The organism is Vibrio proteolyticus NBRC 13287 (assembly GCF_000467125.1).
GTDB lineage: Bacteria > Pseudomonadota > Gammaproteobacteria > Enterobacterales > Vibrionaceae > Vibrio > Vibrio proteolyticus.
This window is the reverse complement of record NZ_BATJ01000008.1, coordinates 209,296-227,034: the sequence shown is the minus strand read 5'-3', so window position 1 is coordinate 227,034 and position 17,739 is coordinate 209,296. Positions and strand designations below refer to the sequence as shown.

15 protein-coding genes are annotated in these 17,739 nt (G+C 48.8%); 4 read left to right on the top strand and 11 right to left on the bottom strand.

Going from position 1 to position 17,739, the window contains the following annotated elements; translation table 11 throughout:
• Window positions 1-1,531, bottom strand: a 1,531-nt coding sequence (locus VPR01S_RS11975; RefSeq protein ID WP_021705597.1) for an Ig-like domain-containing protein, incomplete at its 3' end; no start/stop codon positions are given.
• 416 nt (window positions 1,532-1,947) lie between these two features.
• On the opposite strand from VPR01S_RS11975, the gene VPR01S_RS11970 reads away from it, so the two are divergent.
• From VPR01S_RS11970 to VPR01S_RS11960, 3 genes are all read left to right on the top strand, one after another.
• Window positions 1,948-3,252 carry a TolC family outer membrane protein gene (locus tag VPR01S_RS11970; protein ID WP_021705596.1) on the top strand — a complete coding sequence of 435 codons (1,305 nt, stop codon included), beginning with the start codon at window positions 1,948-1,950 and terminating at the stop codon, window positions 3,250-3,252.
• 1 nt (window position 3,253) lies between these two features.
• Complete coding sequence (locus VPR01S_RS11965; RefSeq protein ID WP_021705595.1) at window positions 3,254-3,865, top strand: OmpA family protein; 612 nt, start codon at window positions 3,254-3,256, stop codon at window positions 3,863-3,865.
• 108 nt (window positions 3,866-3,973) lie between these two features.
• Window positions 3,974-4,330 carry a DUF2750 domain-containing protein gene (locus VPR01S_RS11960; protein WP_021705594.1) on the top strand — a complete coding sequence of 119 codons (357 nt, stop codon included), beginning with the start codon at window positions 3,974-3,976 and terminating at the stop codon, window positions 4,328-4,330.
• 47 nt (window positions 4,331-4,377) lie between these two features.
• Here the strand turns inward: VPR01S_RS11960 and queC are convergent, their stop codons facing one another.
• Together queC and queE are read right to left on the bottom strand one after the other, a co-directional pair.
• On the bottom strand, window positions 4,378-5,070 hold the full coding sequence (gene queC / locus VPR01S_RS11955) for a 7-cyano-7-deazaguanine synthase QueC (protein WP_021705593.1): 693 nt from the start codon (window positions 5,068-5,070) through the stop codon (window positions 4,378-4,380).
• Window positions 5,071-5,081: 11 nt separating this feature from the next.
• Window positions 5,082-5,732, bottom strand: coding sequence for a 7-carboxy-7-deazaguanine synthase QueE (gene queE / locus VPR01S_RS11950; RefSeq protein ID WP_040902637.1), 651 nt, complete (start codon window positions 5,730-5,732; stop codon window positions 5,082-5,084).
• Between the two features lie 174 nt (window positions 5,733-5,906).
• Here queE and VPR01S_RS11945 point away from each other — a divergent pair, with 174 nt between their 5' ends.
• Window positions 5,907-6,716 carry a Cof-type HAD-IIB family hydrolase gene (locus tag VPR01S_RS11945; RefSeq protein ID WP_021705591.1) on the top strand — a complete coding sequence of 270 codons (810 nt, stop codon included), beginning with the start codon at window positions 5,907-5,909 and terminating at the stop codon, window positions 6,714-6,716.
• A 33-nt stretch (window positions 6,717-6,749) separates the two neighbouring features.
• Here the strand turns inward: VPR01S_RS11945 and VPR01S_RS11940 are convergent, their stop codons facing one another.
• The 8 genes from VPR01S_RS11940 to VPR01S_RS11905 form a co-directional block, all read right to left on the bottom strand.
• Window positions 6,750-8,189, bottom strand: coding sequence for an NUDIX domain-containing protein (locus VPR01S_RS11940; RefSeq protein ID WP_021705590.1), 1,440 nt, complete (start codon window positions 8,187-8,189; stop codon window positions 6,750-6,752).
• 11 nt (window positions 8,190-8,200) lie between these two features.
• Complete coding sequence (locus VPR01S_RS11935) at window positions 8,201-8,680, bottom strand: GNAT family N-acetyltransferase (protein ID WP_021705589.1); 480 nt, start codon at window positions 8,678-8,680, stop codon at window positions 8,201-8,203.
• 110 nt (window positions 8,681-8,790) lie between these two features.
• Window positions 8,791-10,668, bottom strand: coding sequence for a propionyl-CoA synthetase (locus VPR01S_RS11930; RefSeq protein ID WP_021705588.1), 1,878 nt, complete (start codon window positions 10,666-10,668; stop codon window positions 8,791-8,793).
• 25 nt (window positions 10,669-10,693) lie between these two features.
• Window positions 10,694-11,887, bottom strand: coding sequence for a 2-methylaconitate cis-trans isomerase PrpF (prpF, locus tag VPR01S_RS11925; RefSeq protein ID WP_021705587.1), 1,194 nt, complete (start codon window positions 11,885-11,887; stop codon window positions 10,694-10,696).
• A 14-nt stretch (window positions 11,888-11,901) separates the two neighbouring features.
• Window positions 11,902-14,481, bottom strand: coding sequence for a Fe/S-dependent 2-methylisocitrate dehydratase AcnD (acnD, locus tag VPR01S_RS11920; protein ID WP_021705586.1), 2,580 nt, complete (start codon window positions 14,479-14,481; stop codon window positions 11,902-11,904).
• Window positions 14,482-14,540: 59 nt separating this feature from the next.
• On the bottom strand, window positions 14,541-15,671 hold the full coding sequence (prpC, locus tag VPR01S_RS11915) for a bifunctional 2-methylcitrate synthase/citrate synthase (RefSeq protein ID WP_021705585.1): 1,131 nt from the start codon (window positions 15,669-15,671) through the stop codon (window positions 14,541-14,543).
• 126 nt (window positions 15,672-15,797) lie between these two features.
• Window positions 15,798-16,691, bottom strand: coding sequence for a methylisocitrate lyase (gene prpB, locus VPR01S_RS11910; RefSeq protein WP_021705584.1), 894 nt, complete (start codon window positions 16,689-16,691; stop codon window positions 15,798-15,800).
• A 10-nt stretch (window positions 16,692-16,701) separates the two neighbouring features.
• Complete coding sequence (locus VPR01S_RS11905; protein ID WP_021705583.1) at window positions 16,702-17,397, bottom strand: GntR family transcriptional regulator; 696 nt, start codon at window positions 17,395-17,397, stop codon at window positions 16,702-16,704.
• Window positions 17,398-17,739: the final 342 nt, after the last annotated feature.

The following is a 17,739-nucleotide window of genomic DNA, read 5'->3' as shown; positions in this document are numbered from 1 at the left end:
CGGTGGCGGTGAACGTCAGCGTTTCACTGCCGTTCCAGTCTGACGTTGGCGAGATGGTCGCTATACCATCGACAATCGAAACATGCAGGTTAACGTTACCACTGATGCTGAAGCTCAATTCGTTGTCATCATTGTCCACATCGTGAAATGCAGCATTAAGATCGATGGTAATCGGCGCAAAATCTTCCTGCAGCGTACGATCTTCGATATTACTCTCGACAACTGGTGCATCATTTTGTGGTTCAACAGACACAATCACTTCAGCACTGTCAGTCAGACTGCCATCCGTAATTTGATAAGAAATCGTTGCCTCACCGTTAAAATCAGGTGCCGGCGTAAAAATTAATTTTCCATCAACAATTTCAACACTACCTTGAGCTTGAGGCACTGAAGCACTGACCAACGAGATTTCATCGCCATCAACATCAGAGTCGTTTGCCAGCACATCGATGATCACAGAGGTGTCTTCATCAGTTTGCGCTACGTCATCCACTGCGACAGGCGCATCATTCACCGGATTCACCGTGACGCCTACCTGAGCAGAGTCTGACAGTTCACCATCCGATATTTCATATGTGATGGTCGCGTCACCGGTAAAGTTCTCCGCCGGAGTAAAGACAAGCTCGCCATTAACAATATCGACAGTCCCTTGTTCCGCGGGTACAGACGCTGATGTAATGGTTAGTTCATCTCCATCCACATCACTGTCGTTCGAGAGCACGCTGATCGTAATCGGTGTGTCTTCGTCTGTCGTGATGGCATCATCATTTGCCACAGGCGCATCGTTTACTGGTGTCACGCCAATATCGACAGTGATCAGGTCTGTACCACCATTGCCGTCACTGACCTCGACTTGAAAACTGTCTGAGCCGTTGTAATTATCATCGGGAGTATACGTCCACGAACCATCAGTGTTCACAATCACACTACCATTTGCGGGTTCGCTGATCTGAGTGAACGTCAGTGGATCACCGTCTTCGTCCGTTGCAGTGAGCTGACCTGAAACAGGTGTATCTTCCGGAGTCGTAAAAGTTACAGATTCTCCCAAAGGAGCGTCATTGGCGTCAGTAAATATCGGCGCGTTCTGCAATAAGAGGAATTGGTCCAGAAGGGTTAGGCTTTGCGTTGCAGACAACCCCAAAGCCTCGAAGCCAGTAGTTTCGAAGTTTGTTGTTGCTAGAGTTTCGGCACCATCACGCTGTATTGCGTCTGCCGTGGTTGGGCTGGATCCGTTTGCCTGACCTGCAGCGGTCGCAAAATCCTCTCCAAGTTGAGTCGGGTCTTGCCCAGCCTCAATCGCCGCCAAAATAGCGTCAACATCAGCAGTGATATCTGTCGATGTTGTATCAGGGTTTACAAGCTGGATGTTTGCACCTGCTGATTGAGAATGGTCAGAATCCGGCGATATCACTAATTCGCCGGGAGCCAGCGGAGCGCCCTGTTCACGGACACTAACAACACCATTTGCGTCAATGACAACAATCTGGCCGGCAGCAAGATTATTGTTCGACAAAAATATACCAATTCCCATGATCAGCCTCTGTGCTCTTTATTATTATGGCGCTCGGTTTGCACGACAAAAAACCGACACTCAAGTAACATTCATTATCCCTATAAATTATCATTGTATACGGTCAATAGAAAGTCAGAACGCAGTATTCATTAACAATTCAAGATCAAAAATCTGAAAAGGCCCACACTTTTTGTGAATTAACATCACATTTTTTATTTGTAATACAAAATTATCAATAATATTCATCAGATCAATCCACCGACTGGTCACTTTTTGCTCAGTCTCATTTTTGTCTCATTGTTTTTTACAAACTTATTATGCTTTTAGTTTTATTGGTGTTATTTTATTGACGTTTTCGATGTCTTACCGTGAATATTCAGACATCTGGTATAGATCTGCCCACTGATCCGTGGTTCCTTTTAAGGAGATCGAGAGTGAACTGGAATAAAATGAAAACTCTAAGCTGGTTGATAGCTCTGAGTTTTCCGGCGCAAAGTCAAACATTAGAACAAGCCGTAGCCAATGCGCTAGCTACAAACCCAAACATAAAAGCTTCTTATAACGAGTTTGTTAGTAAAAAATACGACGCAGATGCTGCAACGGGAGCCTACCTGCCTAAATTAGATTTAGATGCGGGAATTGGCTACGAGAACGTTGATCTGGCTTCAGGTACAGAAAACGAATTAACCCGAAAAGAAGCGTCTTTAACCCTGACCCAATTACTGTGGGATGGTAATGCGACTCTAAATGATATAGACAGAACGTCTGCCGATGCAGAATCTGTTAGATTTCAGTTGATCGCAGATGCTCAGGATATCGCTTTACAAATCGCCAAAACGTATTTAGACGCGACCAAAGCGTTTGAAGTATTACAATTGTCTGAAAGCAATCTTCGCGTGCATGAAGATATCTACGAAGATATTAAAAAACGCGTGGATTCAGGGATTGGTTCAACCGCGGATCTTTCTCAGGTAGAAGCTCGTCTGGCGAAGGCGCATGGTAATCTTCTGGCCGCCCAGAACAACCTTTATGATACGCATACCCAATTTAAAACATTGGTCGGCGAGACGCCACAAGGGTTAACCTTCCCTCGTGCGGATCATGCAAAATTACCATTTACGGTTGATGATGCCCTTTCCAACGCATACAAACATCACCCAGTTATCAAAGTTGCGCAGGCTGATGTTGACTCGGCTCGTTTCCAGTATGAGCAATCGAAAGGTGTTAATTATCCGACCCTTTCTGTTGAAGCGGCACAAAGCTGGCGCGATGATGCCGCGGGGATTGAGGGAGAAAGCAAAGAGTTCTCTGCAATGCTGCGTATGCGTTACAATCTCTATAATGGTGGTTCAGACGCAGACCGTACACAAAGTGCGGCATACCAAATGAATAAAGCCAAAGATTTCCGCGATCGTACCTATCGTAGTGTGGAAGAAGGCCTGCGTTTATCCTGGAGTGCATTGACCTTCACCTCGAAACAAAAACAGTTTCTGGCGAATCACGTGGACTCCGCCTCGGACACCGTAATTGCGTACGAGAAACAATATAAACTTGGCAAACGTACACTGTTAGATGTGCTCAACACTGAGAATGAATTGTTTGACGCACGCAAAGGTTACTTGGACGCAAAATACGATGAGCAGTACGCCAAGTATCGAGTGTTGAACGCGACCGGTGGCTTGCTGGATGCCCTACTGGTTGACACACCAGAAAAATGGAATAAGCCGGTGGAGTATTAATATGAATAAACTACTATTGCCTGCACTGATTGCATCTTTGGTTGTCGCAAGTAACGCCAACGCGGAAGATGAATACGAATATACGCCGACCCCGGAAGCAACTCAGGTATCTGATCTGCAAGACGACGACAACGATGGTGTCGTCAACGCGCGTGACCTTTGCCCAGAGACTCCGGAAGGAGCAGAAATCGATAACAATGGATGTGAACTTTATATCAATCAGTCCGAACAGCTACAGCTGCATATTCTGTTTGCTAACGATTCTTCCGTTATCGAACCTTTGTTCTATCGTCAGATCGATGAAATGGCAGACTTTATGAAGGAATACCCTGAGACGAAAATCGAAATTCAGGGTTACGCGAGTAAAGTCGGCTCAGCCAACCATAACCTGGCACTGTCAAAACGTCGCGCGACGGCAGTTGAGCAGGTTCTGTTGCGTGAAGGTGTAGAACCCAATCGTGTAAAAATCGTCGGCTATGGCGATACCCATTTGTCTGAAATTGGCACCGATGAAACCAGCCATGCAATGAACCGTAAGGTCGTGGCCCGGGTTGTCGGCCATAAAGGCACATACAAAAAAGAGTGGACAATCTTTACCAAACGTGGCCAATAAGCCCGGACAAGAAAAGGAGCGCGAGTCGCTCCTTTCTTTTTATTTGGTAATGTGTTCCGAGCTTGAAAGTGTTACTCTTACGGCGTTTTTCACATCGAGAATTTCAAAATGAGCAAACTGACTGCAGATATCGAAGCAAACCTGAAACTTTTCATCGAAGAGACCAAACAAAGTAAACTGGTTTGGGGCCTGAGAAATGAAGACGGTTGGCTGGCTTGTGACTCTACTGAATTTGAAAACAGTGAAGTGATGCCTTTCTGGTCATCGAAAGAAGATGCAGTAACCCACAATGTTGAAGAGTGGGCAGACTTCGAAGTCCTGGAAATTCCACTGGATATTTTTGTTGAAGACTGGTTGATCACACTGGACGAAGACGGTGTTCTGGTTGGAACCAACTGGAATGCAAACCTGGAAGGCAAAGAGATGGAGCCAGCAGAGCTGGCAAAACTGTATCTGGCTGACTAACGAAACGCGCATTTGTGATAAAAAGCCTCTCAATTGAGAGGCTTTTTTTAATTCGCTTGTTGTTTTCTCACCAGCTCAGTCATCACGGTTTCGCGATTGTCCAGATAATCGTTCAGACCTACCCTGCGCAGATCACACGATGGACAATCACCACAGCCATCGCCGATGATGCCGTTATAGCATGTGAGCGTTTTCTCACGAATCAGAGATAACGCGTCATATTGATCGGCCAGCGCCCAGGTCTCTGCTTTATTCAGCCACATTAACGGTGTGCGGATCATCAGTTGACGATCCATGCCCTTAACAAGAGCATCGTTCATAGACTTCACGAATTCATCGCGGCAATCCGGATAGCCAGAAAAATCTGTTTCACAAACGCCGGTGATCACACAATCCGCGCCAATCTGATACGCATAGATACCAGCTAACGTCAGAAACAGAATATTGCGACCAGGTACGAACGAATTCGGCAGGCCATTCTCCTGTAACTCATGCGATACCGGAATATCATCACGTGTTAACGAACTGATCGCCAGTTCATTGAGCAGGCCAACATCCATCACTTTGTGAGCCTTCACCCCCAACTCACTTGCCAGCTTTTGTGCCACTTCAATCTCTAACTTGTGACGCTGACCATAATCAAAAGTGATGGCATGCACTTCATCAAACTCTTTGAGCGCCTGCACCAGACAGGTTGTCGAGTCCTGTCCACCGCTAAATACAACGACTACTTTTTTCATGACGAATTCCTTTATGCGATGCTTAAATATTTGTGTGTCTGAATCGACAGTCGCCAGTTGCGTTCAATACAAGTATCGATACACAGCTGCGTCGCGCGTGGTTTTTGACTGATTGGCTGTAAAGCTATGGGTGTCGATTCGGGCACTCCGGCACGCTGTAAGAGCACGTCAAGCTGATCGATGTCCTTTTGCGTCGCCACGGGATGTTTCACTTCATTCGCACGCAACAACGCGCTGTCGAGTACTGGCAGTTTTCCTTTCATGGCCACCTTTGGTGACACTGTCACCCAAGTTTTCTCTGACGTTAACACTTCAGAAGTACCACTGGTTTCAATTTGACATTGACAACCGATCGCCTCGAAAGCTTCAGACAAAGGCCTCAAATCATAAATACATGGCTCACCGCCAGTGATAACAATATGCTTTGCACGATAGCCTTGCTGTTTATACGTAGCAACAATCTGTTCGGCCGTTTGTCGACACCAAGTGGGCGAATCTTCCGTTTTCAAAAGAATATCCCCGATTGTGCGCTCATCCTCTGCTTCCGCTGTCCAGGTTTGCTTAGTATCACACCACGCACATCCAACAGGGCAAATTTGCAGACGAACGAATACAGAAGGCACACCGGTAAAAATACCTTCCCCCTGAATGGTCTCGAACATTTCGTTAACTTTGTACAACTTACACTCAGCCTAATCAGTGATTCAAATTAGCAGGACGGAGACCTTAAATGACTCTCCGCACCAGGTCAAATTAAACCAGTGAGTATTTCATTATTTGATCCAAATCTCACTCTAAATTAAGCTGCAAGTTCTTTTTCATTTTTCGGGTAAGTCATGTTTAAACTCATCGCTCTGGATATGGATGGCACCTTGCTGAACAGCCAAAAAGCCATCTCTCCCCGCACTAAAGACGCTATTGCCAAAGCACGAGCGGCCGGGGTCAAAGTCGTACTGGCATCAGGTCGCCCATTAGAGGGCATGCAGGACAAACTGGATGAACTGGGTATTTCCGGTGATAACGAGTTTGTTTTGTTCTATAACGGCTCCATGGTAAAAGAACTCGGCAGTGGTGCCATTATCCACCAGAAAATCATTGATGGGCGTGCCGCTAAGCAAGTTGCCAAACTGGCTCAAGAGCTTGGTCTCAATACACATGCGTTTAGCCAGATTCACGGTTTAATTACGCCAAAGACCAGTGAATACACCCAAGTGGAAGCCAGTATCAATGGCCTGCCAGTTACCGAAATAGACTTTGACACTTTGGAAGATGATCACCCGATCGTTAAAGCCATGATTGTCGCTGCGCCAGATAAACTTACCGCCGCGATCAAAACACTGCCACAAGAACTGCACCAAGATTTCACCATCGTGCAAAGCGCACCGTTCTTTCTCGAATTCCTCAACACTGGCAGCAACAAAGGTGTCGGTATTCAGGCAATCGCGGAACACTTAGGTATCCGTTCAGAAGAAGTGATTTGTATGGGCGACGCTGAGAACGATCACCATATGCTGCGGTATGCGGGATTGGGCGTTGCGATGGCCAATGCAATGGAAGAAACCAAAGCGATTGCTGACTACATTACGCTCAGTAACGATGACGATGGCGTCGCCTATGTGATTGAAAAGTTCGTCCTGAATATCTGATAGCAAAAAGCCTCGCTTCGGCGAGGCTTTTCATTATGCTGATTGTACGCTGAGACGCCTGACGCTCAATGCAAAAACCAAAATCAGTAACGGGAAACGAATCGCTTCCATCACCAAAGAATAAATACTGCTGTAAGCAACAAACCCAGCCATGTACAAAATCACCTCATTGAGCAATAGCAACAACAAGACCATAGAGATAAGACTTCGCCCACCAACCTGCCCCTCGGATTGATTCACTGTCACCACCAATCCTGTCATCGTCACCAAAATTGCCAGCCAGGCCGTAAACACTGGCAACGGCCAGATTGCCGTCAGGGTCGCCGCAGCTATCGTCAATGCGATCCATAAACCATTAGAGCAAAGTAAGGCGTCCACGTTGATATCCGGCTTCTTTTCCAAACGGATGACATGCCACGCCGTCAGAACACCGAGTAGGATTCCAGCCAGCATATCACTTAAAAACGCAGCACCAAGGTAAAACTTCGCCAATACCAGCCAAAACAAACTGGCGAGACTCAACGCGGTATAACGATTGAACGTTAATTTATCCAGCCCGTTTAAAACCAGCGTCACCACGCAAAACCACACCGCTACCGGTAAGCTTGGAAAACCATTGCCAAAACTTGAGCTCATCTGCAATTCAGGCACATACACATGAGGTCGCGGTAACGCAAACCCTTGCTGAGCGACAAGACACAACAGTGAGGTCAACGTAATGGCAAACATAGTCCGGTAGCACATTGCCTTACCAAATCGCCAATACAGCGCCGGAAAAATAACAATGAAAATCCACGGCTGAGCCAGTTGATTTCCCAGCATCATCAGTGCATTAACACCGGAAGCAATGTGTGGCGAGAACTCGGCAACCAGGCCCTGAAGCGTTGCAATCCAGTTAAGCTCAACCTGATGCCATGCCGGAGCAGCGTCTGCCAACTGGTTTACATAGGTCACCGACTGTTCTGTTGCTGCGTCAAACATGGATTGAATCACGGTCCACTGTTGTGGATAACGGTACAGTTCAGGCAACAAGCTTTCCGGAGACAACAGCATCGCGCCCGACACTTCGACGCCATAATGAGGTGCAAACCAAACCGGTAGCTCATAACCGTCAAACCGGTTATTGAAGCCGAACGCGATAATGTCCGAATCCGATACGCAGTCAAAAACGGCCGCTTTTTCCGTATACCCCAATAGATCACCTACGGTAACCGCCAGCCCTGTTTCCTCCCAAGTTTCCCTTTGCGCGGCTTGCTTGGGGGTTTCACCTTTTGATATCAGACCACCAGGTAACGACAATTTTTTGGTCAGAATCTCATTGACCATGACGAGCTGGTTATTAGCTCGCACCAAACACAGAGCACCACGTACTTCGTTCGGGTGCTTCTGAACGGCAGCCGCTGTTGATGAAAACAGCGTAGAACACAGCAACAATACGGTGCCAAACAGACACCACAAAGATTGTTTATTCACACAACACCTTTTTAGGTTCGGATGGATTTGCGCAGCCAGTGTATATGGTGCTCAAATCCTAAATTCTTATAAAGCTCTACCGCTGAATCATTAAAATGCCATACTTCAACAAACATCTGCTCAACGCCACACTCTTTAAAACTGCGTTCGATGCGCTGGCATAACTGTATCGCGATCCCCTGCTTACGATACGCAGGCAATACATACAATTCATCAATACTCCCCATCGGCACAGGTTTGCTCACTGAAGACACCAGCTCACAAAAGTGGCCACTGACAAAACCGACCAGAGTTTCTTCAAACCGGGCCACAAAAACGAAGCACTCCGGATCATCCAGATAGCGAGCAATGCTCTTCTCCTGCTCGATCTCTTCCGCCGTTTTGAAATGCTCAGGGGATTGTTGATGATGCTCGTGGTGTAACTGAAACATCAGTTCATTGAGCTGGTTAAGGTCGTGGCTGTTCGCAGCCGATAGCCGGATAGGCAACATAACGCGTATTTATAGCAAGTTCAGTGTCAATTGATGTGATTCTAAGGGATCAAAAATAAAAAAGCCCCAATAAATCGGGGCTCCTCGGTGTTAAATGTGAGACATGGTCATTAGTCATGCAACACTCGTTCGATTTCACTCAGGCTTGCTGGGTCATCAATCGTGGACGGTATCGTATACTGCTCGCCATCGGCGATCTGACGAATGACTCGCCGCAAGATTTTACCTGAACGGGTTTTCGGCAGACGCTCCACAACCAGTGCATGCTTGAAACACGCCACAGCGCCAATTTCATTGCGCACTTTCCCGACCAGCTCATCTTCAAGTTGATGCTCGTCCATCTTCACGCCATCTTTCAGTACCACCAGTCCAAGCGGCAGCTGCCCTTTTAACTCATCGTGGATACCGACGACCGCACATTCCGCAACCGCAGGATGACCACCCACGACCTCTTCCATTTCACCGGTCGACAAACGATGACCTGCTACATTAATCACATCATCGATTCGTCCCATGATAAACAGATAGCCATCTTCATCCAGATAGCCCCCATCGCCAGAGACATAATAGCCAGGGAACTGGCTCAAATACCCACTCTCGAAACGATCATGATTACGCCAGACAGTCGGCAGACAACTGGGCGGTAACGGGCGTTTTAACGCCACATAACCTTGTTCATTCGGACCAACCACTTCCCCGACTTCGTTAAGTACATCGACCTGATACCCCGGAATCGGCTTTGTCGCCGATCCGGCTTTGATCGGCATCATTTCCAAACCGATGGGATTACCGGCAATGGCCCAGCCAGTTTCCGTTTGCCACCAATGGTCAATGACCGATTTACCCGTATGCTGCGCGACCCAATCCAGAGTGGGTGGGTCTAAGCGTTCACCGGCCATAAAAATGGTCTGTAACGAAGACAAGTTGTACCGACGAATATGTTCACCCTGCGGATCTTCTTTTTTGATCGCCCGAAACGCCGTCGGTGCGGAGAAGAGCGCGTTAACACGATACTCTTCACACACACGCCAGAATGCCCCCGGGTCTGGGGTACGCACTGGCTTACCTTCGAATAAAATCGTTGTACAGCCGTGAATCAACGGGGCATAAACAATGTAGGAGTGCCCGACTACCCAGCCAACATCTGACGCCGCCCAGAATACGCCATCCTGTGGCATATTATACACGGTTGCCATGGAGTACTTCATCGCCACCGCATGACCGCCATTATCACGAACCACCCCTTTAGGTTTACCTGTCGTTCCAGAGGTGTAGAGGATGTAAAGCGGGTCTGTCGAAAGCACAGGCACACACGCATGCGGTGTCGCCTGGCTCAGCTCTTCACACCAATCAACATCACGTTCCTGATTCAGATCGGCTTTAAGTTGCTCACGTTGCAAAACAACCACGGTATCGGGTTTCCAACGGCTGTCCATGATGGCTTTGTCGACCAGCGGCTTGTACTCAATCACTTTGTTGATTTCAATACCACATGACGCAGTGACAAGCACTTTGGGTTCTGCATCTTCAATGCGTACCGCCAATTCATTCGCCGCAAAACCGCCAAACACCACCGAATGAATCGCTCCAAGGCGTGCACACGCCAGCATTGTCATTGCGGCTTCCGGGATCATAGGCATATAAACTACAACCCGGTCGCCTTTGCTGACACCTTGTTTCGCCAACATACCAGCAACACGGGCAACCTCATCACGCAGCTCGGTATAGGTGTAGTGACGCTTTACTCCGGTAACTGGCGAGTCATAAATCAGAGCGATCCGATCGCCTCGCCCCTGTTCACAATGATAATCGAGCGCCAGCCAGGATGTATTAAGCAAACCATCGGAAAACCAGCGTTCAATGCCATTCTCATCAGCACCCAGAATTGTGCGGGGCTTTTCAAACCAGTCAATGTATTCGGACTGCTCTTTCCAGAATTGTTCCGGATGGTTGGTAGCGTGTTGATATTCATTCAGATAAGTAGACATCCGTCTCCTCCTTGAGTTTTCCTTGCTAAGCCAGAATATCAGCCGGGACTCTGACCCAGCCTTCCATTAATACTCTGGCGCTTCTACTCATACTGGCTTTCTCTACAACCCAACCGTCCTGAGTGTCTGTTGCCGTAGCCCCTACTTTCAACGTTCCTGATGGGTGACCAAATGTCACTGACTGGCGGCGTCCCCCTCCCGACGCCAGATTAACCAATGTACCTGGTACACAGGCTGCTGCCGCGATCGCCACTGCCGCCGTCCCCATCATGGCATGATGCAGTTTCCCCATTGACAGCGCCCGCACCAATACATCCACTTGTGACACCGTCACCAACTCACCACTGGATGACGTGTAATCCTGCGGCGTCGCCACAAACGCAACTTTTGGCGTGTGTTGGCGAGACCCGGCTTCTTGTAGCGTCTTAATCAAACCCATTTCCAACGCGCCGTGTGCCCGTATCGCTTCAAACATCGTCAATGCCTGAGCATCGTTATTAATGTCATCTTGCAGTTCCGTCCCGCGATATCCGATGGCAGCTGCATCTACAAAAATGATTGGTATTCCGGCATTGATTAACGTGGCATTTATGGTGCCCAATCCAGGCACCTCCAGATCGTCCACCAGATTTCCAGTGGGAAACATGGCTCCTTCTCCCGCAGCCGGGTCCATAAAATCCACCTGCACTTCTGCCGCAGGGAAAGTCACGCCATCGAGCTCAAACTCGCCCGTTTCCTGAACTTTGCCATGACGGACTGGCACATGAACGATAATGGTTTTACCGATGTTGGCCTGCCAGACCCGGACAGAGACCACACCATTTTGCGGTATCCGCTCTTGCTCTATCAGCCCGGCGTGGAGTGCAAATGGTCCGACTGCCGCTGATAAATTTCCGCAATTTCCACTCCAGTCGACAAAGGGTTGATCAATGGATACCTGTCCGAACAGATAATCAATATCGTGATCTGCCCGCTGGCTTTTGGACACAATAACGGTTTTGCTGGTACTTGATGTCGCGCCCCCCATCCCATCAATTTGCTTCCCGTACGGATCTGGGCTGCCAACAACACGCAGCAACAATTTATCCCGTGCCGGGCCGGCCTGTTGCGCGTCAGGGGGTAAATCATCCAGACTAAAAAAAACGCCTTTACTGGTACCGCCACGCATGTACATCGCCGGTATACGCATTTGACCGTTGGTATATTCTTTAGCTTGCATTCTCTTCGAGCCCCTTATCCGGCCAAAAAGTCCTGTGCGAAGCGTTGCAACACCCCACCGGCACTATAAACGTCAACTTCATCAGCCGTATCTAGACGGCAAAGCACAGGCACCTCAATAATCTCGCCATTACGTCGAGTGATCACCAACGTCAGTTTCGCTTGCGGAGCTATGGTGCCTTTCACGTCAAATAGCTCCGTTCCGTCTATTTGCAAGGTATGGCGGTTTACTCCTGACATGAACTGCAATGGTAATACGCCCATCCCAACCAAATTCGTTCGATGAATGCGCTCAAACCCTTCTGCAGCAATGGCTTCAACCCCGGCGAGACGCACACCTTTTGCCGCCCAATCTCGGGACGACCCCTGGCCATAATCAGCGCCGGCAATGATGATCAGCGGCTGCTTGCGTTCCATGTATGTTTCGATCGCTTCCCACATGCGGGTCACTTTGCCTTCTGGCTCGATACGCGCCAACGAGCCCTGCACGACATCGCCATTTTCCTGCACCATTTCATTGAACAGCTTCGGATTAGCGAACGTTGCCCGCTGTGCGGTCAGATGATCACCGCGGTGAGTCGCATACGAGTTGAAGTCTTCTTCCGGCACGCCCATCCGAGTGAGATATTCCCCCGCGGCGCTGGATGCCAGAATGGCGTTGGAAGGAGACAAATGGTCGGTAGTGATGTTGTCACCAAGGACGGCCAAAGGGCGCATCGCCGACAACGTCCGCTCTCCTGCCAGCGCCCCCTCCCAGTATGGCGGGCGACGGATATAAGTGCTCATCGGACGCCAGTCGTAAAGTGGGTTGGTGTTTAACAAACCTTCATCCGGTTTGAACATCTGGATATACACTTGTTGAAACTGCTCAGGCTTAACGTAGCGCTGAACAACGTCATCAATCTCCTGATCGCTCGGCCAGAGATCGTTGAGATAAATGGGCTTGCCCTGACTGTCAACGCCCAACGCATCCCGCTCAATATCAAACCGAACCGTCCCCGCCAGCGCATAGGCCACCACCAGAGGCGGAGAGGCAAGAAAAGCCTGTTTGGCATAAGGATGGATCCGGCCATCAAAATTTCGATTGCCCGACAACACCGCAGTGGCGTAGAGGTCGCGGTCGATAATTTCCTGTTGAATGTCTGGTGCCAGCGCACCGCTCATTCCGTTACACGTCGTACAGGCATACGCCACAATACCAAAGCCCAGCTTTTCCAGTTCAGGCAATAGACCGGATTCCTCCAGATACAACCTTGCCACTTTGGACCCTGGCGCAAACGACGTTTTCACCCAGGGTTTACGAACCAAACCTAATTGGTTGGCCTTTTTCGCCACTAAGCCAGCGGCAACGACATTGCGCGGATTACTGGTGTTAGTGCACGAGGTAATGGCCGCAATGATCACCGCACCATCAGGCAGTTGCCCGTCTTTCTGCTGCCATTCACCGGAAATGCCACGCTCTGTCAGCTCAGATGTTGGTAATCGGCGATGCGGGTTTGATGGGCCAGCCATGTTGCGACCAACCGCGGACAGATCAAACTCCAATACACGCTCATATTTTGCCGTGGTTAAGTCATCAGCCCAGAGTCCGGCTGTTTTGGCGTATTTTTCTACCAGGTCGACCTGTTGCTCATCGCGACCGGTCAACTTCAGGTATTGGATCGTCTGTTCATCGATGTAAAACATCCCCGCTGACGCACCATATTCCGGTGTCATATTGGAAATGGTTGCCCGATCACCAATGGTAAGATCTTTTGCACCTTCTCCGAAAAATTCCAGGTAAGAAGACACCACGCGTTCATTGCGCAAAAATTCGGTGATCGCGAGTACAATATCGGTTGCGGTAATCCCCGGCTGCCGGCTGCCAGTCAGTTTAACGCCGATAATGTCTGGTAATCGCATCATTGATGGACGTCCGAGCATCACGGTTTCCGCCTCCAGACCACCTACACCTATCGCGATCACACCCAGACAATCCACATGCGGTGTATGACTGTCGGTACCAACGCACGTATCTGGAAATGCAACCCCACCTTTAACCTGAATGACTGGGGACATTTTCTCCAGATTGATTTGGTGCATAATGCCGTTACCTGCGGGGATGACACTGACATTTTGAAATGCCGTTTTACACCACTCAATAAAATGAAAGCGATCTTCGTTACGTCGCTCTTCTATTTCCCGGTTTTTTTCAAACGCATCCTGTTCATAGCCGGCATGTTCAACCGCCAGAGAGTGATCCACGATGAGCTGTGTTTCCACGACAGGGTTCACTTTCGCCGGATCGCCCCCCTGGTCAGCAATGGCATCACGTAAACCTGCGAGATCGACCAATGCCGTCTGGCCAAGAATGTCGTGACATACCACCCTTGCGGGGTACCACGGAAAGTCCAGGTCGCGCTTACGCTCGATGATCTGGCGTAGTGCTGCCTCCAGTTTTTCCGGCTCGCAGCGACGTACCAGGTTTTCTGCCAGTACTCTTGAGGTATACGGAAGTGTCTCGTAGGCACCATCAGAAATGTCATTTACCGCGGCGCGAGTATCAAAGTACTCAACGCTGGTGCCCGGCAGTAACTTGCGATATTGGCTATTCATAACAACTTGCTCTTATAGACTTCGCATCGACCTCTCTTTTACGAGAGGCCGCTCGCTGATTAACCGCGCTGTTCGATGGGAACCCATACTTGTGCATCCGGGCCTTCGTAGTCAGCGCTCGGCCGAATAATGCGGTTATTGGCACGTTGCTCGTAAACGTGCGCCGCCCAGCCGGTTAATCGGCTCATCACAAAAATAGGCGTGAAAAGTTTGGTGGGTATGTCCATGAAATGGTAAGCCGACGCATGGAAGAAATCGGCATTACAAAATAAGCCCTTCTCACGCTTCATAACCGCTTCAACCCGTTCAGAGACCGCATACAGCTGTGTATCACCGACCGCTTCAGACAGTTCCTTCGACCAACGTTTGATAAGGGCGTTGCGAGGGTCGCTTTCGCGATAAATCGCGTGACCAAAGCCCATGATCTTTTCTTTGTGCTCGAGCATATGCAGAATATTGGTTTCAGCCTCTTCTGGCGTATTCCAATCCTGAATCATTTCCATAGCGGCTTCATTGGCACCGCCATGCAAAGGGCCACGTAATGTACCAATCGCCGCCGTAACGCAGGAGTGGATATCAGATAAGGTCGACGCACATACGCGCGCAGCAAAAGTGGATGCATTAAATTCATGCTCGGCGTACAGGATCAGCGAGCAATGCATGACTTTCTTATGGAGGTCACTCGGCACTTTGTCAGTGAGCATTTTCAGGAAATATCCACCGATACATTCTTCCGATTTGTCTTCAGTGTCGATCCGCACACCGTCGTGACTATATCGATACCAGTAACAGATGATGGCAGGAAATAGCGCCAGCATACGCTCGGTGGCCGCTTGTTGTTCAGAGAAATCCATTTCCTGCTCGAGATTACCGAGTACCGAGCACCCAGTGCGCATTACATCCATGGGATGAGCATCGGCTGGGATCAGTTCCAACGCCTGCTTCAGCTCTTGCGGCAAACCACGCATCCCCATCAAACGGGTTTTGTAGATATCCAGTTCCTGTTGCGTTGGCAAATGACCAATTAGCAGAAGATGGGCCACTTCTTCGAACTGAGCATTGTTTGCCAGATCGGTAATATCATAGCCCCGGTAGGTCAGCCCCGTTCCGGTTTTTCCGACAGTACATAATGATGTGCTTCCGGCACTCTGACCACGCAGGCCAGCGCCGCCTAATTCTTTGTTAGGCATGTTGAACTCCTTTTCTGTCCGGCTCTTACCCTCTTTCGGGGTGTTATTGGTGCTCGGACGGTTTCACGTTATGGATTTAAGGCGATATTTCTTGAGCTTCCTGTTTGTTGCGATACCCGAATCTGGCTACTGACTAGAAAACAGTTTGTCTAGCTTGTCTTCATAATCGTGGTAATTGAGATGTTCATACAACTCTTTCCGCGTTTGCATGGAATCGAGCAATGCTTCCTGATTGCCATATTCCAGTAAATGAGCGTAGACCATTTCTGCGGCCCGGTTCATCGCCCGGAATGCACTGAGTGGATACAACACCATGTCAACTTTTGCCTGCGCCAGTTGCGCACAGGTGTACAATGGGGTTTGGCCAAATTCCGTGATGTTTGCCAGGATAGGTATAGGTCGACCAACCGCAGATTCAAGTGAGTTGGCAAACTGTACGTACTGATCCAGTTTGTTCATCGCCTCAGGAAAAATCATGTCAGCACCTGCTTCGACACAAGCAATCGCACGATCTATCGCTTTGTCGATCCCCTCAACAGCCAGCGCGTCTGTTCTGGCCATGATCACAAAGTTGTCGTCCCGTCTGGCATCAGCAGCAGCTTTGATTCTGTCGACCATCTCTTCCTGGCTGACAATGGCTTTATTCGGCCGGTGACCACAGCGCTTTTGCGCAACTTGATCTTCCATGTGCACCGCGGCAGCGCCCGCTTTTTCCATCGATTTGATGGTCCGCGCGATATTGAACGCACCTCCAAAACCAGTATCAATGTCCACCAGCAACGGCAGATCACAAGCGTTCGTAATTCGGTCTACATCCACCAGCACGTCATTAAGCGTAGTGATGCCTAAATCCGGCAAACCATAAGACGCATTAGCAATACCACCGCCGGATAAATAGATCGCTTGATGACCAATATTTTTCGCCATCATGGCGCAATACGGGTTGATGGTGCCGACAATTTGCAGCGGATCATTATCGGCGACTGCCGCTCTGAATTTTGCTCCCGGGCTTAATGACATGGTAATTCTCCTAGTCGTCTGAGTCGGTTTGCAGGATCTGCTGTTCAATCAGCGTTCGACTGCCGGAAATGTGTCTGCGCATTAGCATTTCTGCTAATTCTTCATCCCGGTTCTTAATGGCCTGCAAAATAAATTTGTGTTCGTTCAACGCCTCATTGGGCCTTGAATGTGATCGTGGAGACTGGTAGCGATACATGCGCAATAAGTGATAAAGCTCATCACACAACAAGGCAACCAGCTTGCTATTTCGACTGGCTTTAATGATGCGATAGTGGAAATCAAAATCGCCATGTTGGTGAAAGTATGATGACCCTTCCACCTGATCAATATGTTCGGAATGTGTCGACAATAGCTGTTCCAACGCATGAATTTCTTCATCGCTGATGTAGCGTGCAGCCAACCGAGCGGCCATTCCCTCAAGCGCTTCTCGCACTGCGTACAGTTCAAGTAATTTTTCAAACGAGAAGGTAATGACCCGAGCACCAACATGCGGTACTCGCTCAATCAGCCCGAGCCCCTCCACTCTCATGATGGCCTCACGCAGTGGACCGCGGCTGACCTCGAAACGCCGTGCCAGTTCTGGCTCAGAGATTTTGCTTCCCGGCAAAATCTCCCCATTAACAATCGCCTCAATAAGATAGCCAGTTAAGTGTTCTGACTTCGTATTCTCTTTGGTCACCAAAGGTAACCTACTCTCTACATTCATGGTCTACCCGTTTCTTCCGCAGCTTCACTTCGCTTTATTTACATGTGCGAGACTGTGGCAACAACTTACTCTGCTTATAAAATAGACGATCACATTGTCGACAATCAAGAATATTGTCGACAATTTAGACTAAGGTCGAATTTAACCCTTGCTTCGTCCGTCTTACTAATTTCAATAAGAAGTATGGATTTATAGACAAGTAATAAAGGAATACGTGGTTTAACGACAGGAAAAACGAAATTGAGTTGATAGAACCAAAAACTGTTCAAAAGACAAGATTGTCAACAGTTCATACATAAGCTGCTTAGTCCACAGCACATTGCGCGTGATTAGTGAAAGGAA

What these genes read in the sequence shown, in the direction of transcription:
- VPR01S_RS11965 (WP_021705595.1), top strand. Translation starts at nt 3,254, where the DNA reads ATGAATAAACTACTATTGCCTGCACTGATTGCATCTTTGGTTGTCGCA.
- VPR01S_RS11960 (WP_021705594.1), top strand. Translation starts at nt 3,974, where the DNA reads ATGAGCAAACTGACTGCAGATATCGAAGCAAACCTGAAACTTTTCATC.
- queC (WP_021705593.1), bottom strand. Translation starts at nt 5,070, where the DNA reads ATGAAAAAAGTAGTCGTTGTATTTAGCGGTGGACAGGACTCGACAACC.
- queE (WP_040902637.1), bottom strand. Translation starts at nt 5,732, where the DNA reads ATGTTCGAGACCATTCAGGGGGAAGGTATTTTTACCGGTGTGCCTTCT.
- VPR01S_RS11945 (WP_021705591.1), top strand. Translation starts at nt 5,907, where the DNA reads ATGTTTAAACTCATCGCTCTGGATATGGATGGCACCTTGCTGAACAGC.
- VPR01S_RS11935 (WP_021705589.1), bottom strand. Translation starts at nt 8,680, where the DNA reads ATGTTGCCTATCCGGCTATCGGCTGCGAACAGCCACGACCTTAACCAG.
- VPR01S_RS11930 (WP_021705588.1), bottom strand. Translation starts at nt 10,668, where the DNA reads ATGTCTACTTATCTGAATGAATATCAACACGCTACCAACCATCCGGAA.
- prpF (WP_021705587.1), bottom strand. Translation starts at nt 11,887, where the DNA reads ATGCAAGCTAAAGAATATACCAACGGTCAAATGCGTATACCGGCGATG.
- acnD (WP_021705586.1), bottom strand. Translation starts at nt 14,481, where the DNA reads ATGAATAGCCAATATCGCAAGTTACTGCCGGGCACCAGCGTTGAGTAC.
- prpC (WP_021705585.1), bottom strand. Translation starts at nt 15,671, where the DNA reads ATGCCTAACAAAGAATTAGGCGGCGCTGGCCTGCGTGGTCAGAGTGCC.
- prpB (WP_021705584.1), bottom strand. Translation starts at nt 16,691, where the DNA reads ATGTCATTAAGCCCGGGAGCAAAATTCAGAGCGGCAGTCGCCGATAAT.
- VPR01S_RS11905 (WP_021705583.1), bottom strand. Translation starts at nt 17,397, where the DNA reads ATGAATGTAGAGAGTAGGTTACCTTTGGTGACCAAAGAGAATACGAAG.